The following is a 5,047-nucleotide window of genomic DNA, read 5'->3' on the forward strand; positions in this document are numbered from 1 at the left end:
GGGTAGATGATAAAGGTGGCGGCCCAGCCGAGCGCGACCATGTCGAGGTTGAAGGTACGCCGGTCGGGGTGCTCACGCGGCGGCAGCGGGTCGGAGGCGGTGCCGGAGAACCACGGCGCGGTGTAGGCCAGCAGCCGGCCGTTGCCCTCCACCAACTCGCCGGTGGCGATCACCGCCAGCTTGCGCTGTGAGCCGTCCGGCCGCTTCAGCCGGGTGTGCACCATGCTCTTGTGCGCCTCGGCGGCCAGCTTGCCGGCGCTCAGATGACGCTGCGCCGCATCGGGGGTGATGCGCGCGATGAGGTACTCGCGCAGGTCCTGCGGCAGGGCGTTGTAGGTGCCGTCCTGCAGGCGGGCCTTGGCCCGCTCAAGCGTCGCCTGGGCGGTGGGCGGGCTGCCGCCGAACTCGCTTTCCGGGGTGTCGATCGACACCATCCGGATCGACATCTCGATCTTCGGGGTGTCGCCGTCGGTTACCTCGACGAAGCGGTAGTCGTTGGCCGGACGGCTGGGGCCGACGAAACCGAGATCCACCATCACTGCACTCCCGCATGATCAAGACGACGGCCTGCACGACCCGCAGTACCAACATCGCAGCCGATCAGCTTTCCGTTGCAGCTGACACGCCGAACCCCTGAGCGCAGGAAGCTCCATCATCGTGGCGCTGCCCGGATGCAAGGCCCTGACCGGGTTGGAACGTCGAAATTCGCTCGCTGGCTGGCCGTCTCAAACAGCGAAGATGCGTAGTTACCGACCGATGTCCCGGCCGTGCTCGACAGCGCTGCGATCGCGTTGCGGTGGCTGCCAGCGGGAGTGTGCGAGGGCGCGCTGGGCACCGTCGGCAGAACCGAGCGGGTCCCGCTCCGAGGCCATCTGGTGCTGCCGCTCGGCGTGCTCAGCGCGGGCGGCCTGCTCGATATCGCGCTGGTCGGGCGGGAGATCGGCGCGCCGGGCAGCCTCGTCCCTGGCCGCGGCCAGTTCCTGCTGGAGGCCGGCCCAGGCCGCCCGGGCCTGTTCGGCACGCCGGGCGGCCTCGGTGACATCGCTACTGCGGGCGCCGCGGCGGGCGGCGTCGAAGTCGCGCTCCAGGTCGGCGTGGTGACGCCGGACCAGCGGCCAGGTGACCGGCGCGGGGGCCTGCTCGGCGGTCTGACGGGCGATCTGCTCGACGCCTGTGCTCTGATCGAGGACCTGGAGCAGGTGTTCGTGCCGGCGAGCCTGGCTGCTACGGACCTCGGGCAGTTCCGCTTCCAGTTCGCGGCGGCGGGCCCGGGACCAGGGCCGTAGGGCGTCGAGCTCGCTGGTGATCGCCTGCTCGCGCTGACGCAGCTCCTCCAGCTGCTGCCGGGTCTCGCTGATGGTCTGGCGGAGGTGCCGGAGGCGGTCGGCCGCCTGGGCTGCCTGCTCCACCCGGCGTACCTGCTCGGCCAACTGCTCGCGCTTGGAGATCAGTTCGCGCTCGGCGCGGCCGCCGCCTTCGCGGGCGATGCGCTCCTTGTCGTGCTCGGCTGCCTGCAGCGTGGTGTTCGCAGCCGCGATCTCCTCGCTGAGCTGTCGCATGCGCGCATCGAGCTCGGCGTCGGTGAGCAGGCCCACGCCGTAGCGGTATTGCGACAAGGCCAGCAGCGCCGCGGCGCGGCGGATGGCGGTACGCGCCTGCTGCTCGGCATCGCCCCGGTGGGCTCCATCAGGGTCCACGGTGGGGGAACCTGCCGAATCCGGCTGCCCGTCTTCCTCGAGGTCGAGCTCCGCACGGTGGTGTTCGGCCGCACGGTGCGGCTCCTCGCGTCGCGCGTCCCGAGCGGCCAGGCCGGCGGTCTCCTCGCTGGTGCGGGGCGCGACCGGGTCGGGTTCGGGCGTGAGGAACGCGTCCGCGCGCTCACCCTCCAAGGTGGCGGCGTAAGCAGCCAGCGCGCGCCGCAGTTCGTCGGCCTCGCCGCGTACCCGGCCGTGGCGGACGCGATCGGCGTCGGTCTCCAGCAGCTCGCGCGGCAGGTAGAGGCGGGCGGTTTCCCGGTCGCGGGTCATCGCCGAGTACAGGGTGTGCGGGTCCAGGCCCATGCCGTAGATGAGCGCGTGCTGGGCGGTCAGTCCCTGGGCGGCCGCCACGGTCATGGCGGTGCCGTACGACAGGCCGCCCTCGGCGATGTAGGCCGGGCTGATCCACTGGCTGGCCAGGGCCGGCCCGTCGGGGCCGGTGTGGCGCCATTCCACCTGGACCCGGCCGCGCTCGTCGATGGCCGTCACTCGGCCGCGGAAGCCGTTGAGCACATCCAGATCCGCCTCACCGCGGCGGGTCCGGTAGTCGTTGCGGCGTACCCGCACGTGATCGCCGACGGCCAGGGCGATGCTCCGGCCGCCGGCGACCCGGTAGACGCGATCGGGGCCAGTGATCTCACCGAGCTCCCGCCGTACCGCGCGGGCGGCGAGGTTGAGCCGGTCGACGGCGGCGTTGGTGCCGGCGAGCACTAGGACGCCGGCCAGCTCGTCGTGTACCGCCTCGGGGGTGCCGGTGCGGTACGGCTCGCGGGCGGCGGCCCAGTCGGCGACCAGGCGCGCCATGGTGTCGGCCGCGCCGCGCCCGGCGTGCACGCGGCCGCCGTCGCCCCAGGTTCGCAGGGCCTCGTGCCGCCGCTCGGCGCGCCACAGTTCGACCGCCCGGCGTTCAACCGGGTCGCGCTGGCGGCGGTTCTCGCGCAGGGTCAGCCCGGCGATCTGCCGGTGCGCGGCGCGGAAGCCGCCGCCGACGCCGACCGCGCGCAGCTGTACCGGATCGCCGATGAGCACCACCTTGGTGCCGGTGCGTTCCGCCTCGCCCAGCAGCGTGGCGAGCTCGCGGTCGTCGACGATCGCGGCCTCGTCGACCACGAGCACGTCCACCCCGGTCAGGCCGGGCCGCTCCGGGTCGGTGATGCGCTGCAGCCAGGTGGCGATCGTGTGGGCGGAGATGCCTGATTCGGCGCTCAGGTTCGCGGCGGCCACCGCCGCGGTGGCCGCCCCGCGCACCACCAGGCCGCGGCTTTCGAACGCGGTGCGCGCGGCGGCCATGAGCGTGGTCTTGCCCGCGCCCGGCACGCCGATGACCGCTTCCACGCCGTGCCCGGCGGTGAGCATCCGCTCCAGCGCGGCGCGCTGCTCGCCGGTGAGCTCCAGGCCGTGAGTGACCTGGAAGGCGTCGATGGCGAGCCGGACCGCGTCGGCGTCCACGACGGCCGCGCCGGTGTCGTAGCGGCGCCGGACGGTGTCCAGGATCGCCTGTTCGGCCTGCAGGATGTCGGCGGAGGTGTAGCGGTCGGCGTTGGTCAGATGGCTGGCGCCGGCAGGGGGCAGCCGCACGGCGGGCGCGAGCGCCAGGACCTCATCGGTGAGCGCCTCGGCCTCGGCCAGATCCCGCACGCCGTCAGGCAGCGCATCGATGACGGCGGCGAGCACGTCGGCGCGGGTGACGACCTTGCGGTGCGCGGTCAGTCCGTGCTCGGGCCGCCAGATCCACGCGGCGATCTCCTGGGCGCTGGGCCGCTCGGGTAACACCGCGCGGCCGTGCCGGCACTCGTGCACGAGTGCCGCGGCGTCGACGCCGGCGGCCGCGCATTGGCGGTGCCAGTCCCCGCGCAGGTCCACCTCTTCCCGTTCGGTGGCCCGGGCCTGGCGGGACTCGGCGGAGGCGACCTTCTTGGCCTCGCGCGAGGCCTGACCGTAGCTGGTGCCGAGCTTGGCCAGCAGCGCCTTGACCTGCCGGTCGCGCTTGGAGAACAACGCCCGCACGCGCTCGGGGATCGACACGATCTCCCAGGCGCCGGTGTGCTCGTCGCGTTTCCAGCCGATGCCGTAGCGCTGCGTCAACGTACGGCGGATGCGCGCCTTGAGCAGCGCGTCGGCGGCATGAGCGTGCCGGTGGATGTCGCGGCCGCCGGCGCCGATCGCCGACCACCGGCCGTCGTCGCGGCCGCGCACCATGTTGGCGATCGTCACATGCGCGTGCAGGTGCGGATCCGGCGCCGCCTGGCCGACCGGCCGCGCGGTGCGGTGCCACATCACCCACCCGAGCAGGCCGGTCGAGTCGGCCCGCTCAGCGAGCCGCCCGTCGCCTTGGTGGCCGCGCTGACCGTAGGCGGCCCACGTCTCGACGGCGGCGACGGTCTCGGTGACGGCGTCGGCGAAGACGTCTTCCAGTTCGGCGGCGAAGGAGCGGTCGGCCAGCCCGTACAGCACGGACACGCTCTTGGAGACGTCCAGGGTGAGGTCGTAGCCGCGGTTGCCGATGCGTACCCGGGCGTCGCGCCACTTGCGGGCGTACGCAAGCTCCTGGGCGCCGTACACCTGCGCGAGGTCGACGCCGGCGGTATCGGCGAGTTGCTCGATGTCCTTGATGGGCATCAGGTGCGCCTCGCCCTGGCGGGCGATGCCGCGCGCCATCCGGGCGGCGCGCTTGGCCATCACCGGCCGCTCGGCGAGCAGCTGCTCGAGCGTGGTGCCGCGCTCGGCGGCGGACTTGTGCAGGGCCTCGCTCAGCGGGGCGGCGGGTAATTTGGCCCGCGGGTCGGTGACGTGCTTGGCGGCCACCAGCACCTCGCCGGTGGTCGGGTCCTCACCGCTCATGATGGCGCGGGCCACGTCGTGCTGACCGGCAGGAAGTGGTGTCTCAGGGGTGAGCGCCAGCTCTTGCAGGCCCTGGCCGATCCACATCAGCCCGCGCTCGTCGGCCAGCCGGTAGGTGATCTGCCCGTCCTGGCCATCGGTGTGCCCGGCCTCGTGGTCGCCGGTGTGGTGGATGCCGCAGCCGGCGCCGTCTTGGAGCCGGTAGTCGACTTGCTCCATCAGGGGGCCGATCACACTCACCCACGCCATGTGTGATCCACCCCCTCTTTTCTGGGTCGGTAGGGGACCGCTCGGGCCGGCCGGAGGTAGGCCCGTATCGCAGATACCTTGGTCCATTCCGCCTTTTCGATCATGTGACCCGGTATGTCCGTCGGTCAAGGGGTGGCCACAGAAATCGCCCGATCGGCGGCAGATGCCGCGGTGCTGAACGCTGTCTCTTAAACACATCT

2 protein-coding genes are annotated in these 5,047 nt (G+C 72.6%); both read right to left on the bottom strand.

Annotation, left to right across the window (positions count from 1 at the left end):
* The coding region (locus C1J01_RS46115; RefSeq protein ID WP_220040455.1) for a hypothetical protein at window positions 1–536 on the bottom strand (536 nt) is incomplete at its 3' end.
* Window positions 537–746: 210 nt separating this feature from the next.
* Complete coding sequence (gene mobF, locus C1J01_RS46120) at window positions 747–4,847, bottom strand: MobF family relaxase (protein WP_181449333.1); 4,101 nt, start codon at window positions 4,845–4,847, stop codon at window positions 747–749.
* Window positions 4,848–5,047 lie beyond the last annotated feature (200 nt).

It is taken from the genome of Nonomuraea aridisoli, assembly GCF_003236395.1.
Taxonomy (GTDB): domain Bacteria; phylum Actinomycetota; class Actinomycetes; order Streptosporangiales; family Streptosporangiaceae; genus Nonomuraea; species Nonomuraea aridisoli.

Excerpts from the sequence above, each read along its gene's own strand:
- mobF (WP_181449333.1), bottom strand. The coding sequence starts at position 4,847 with ATGGCGTGGGTGAGTGTGATCGGCCCCCTGATGGAGCAAGTCGACTAC.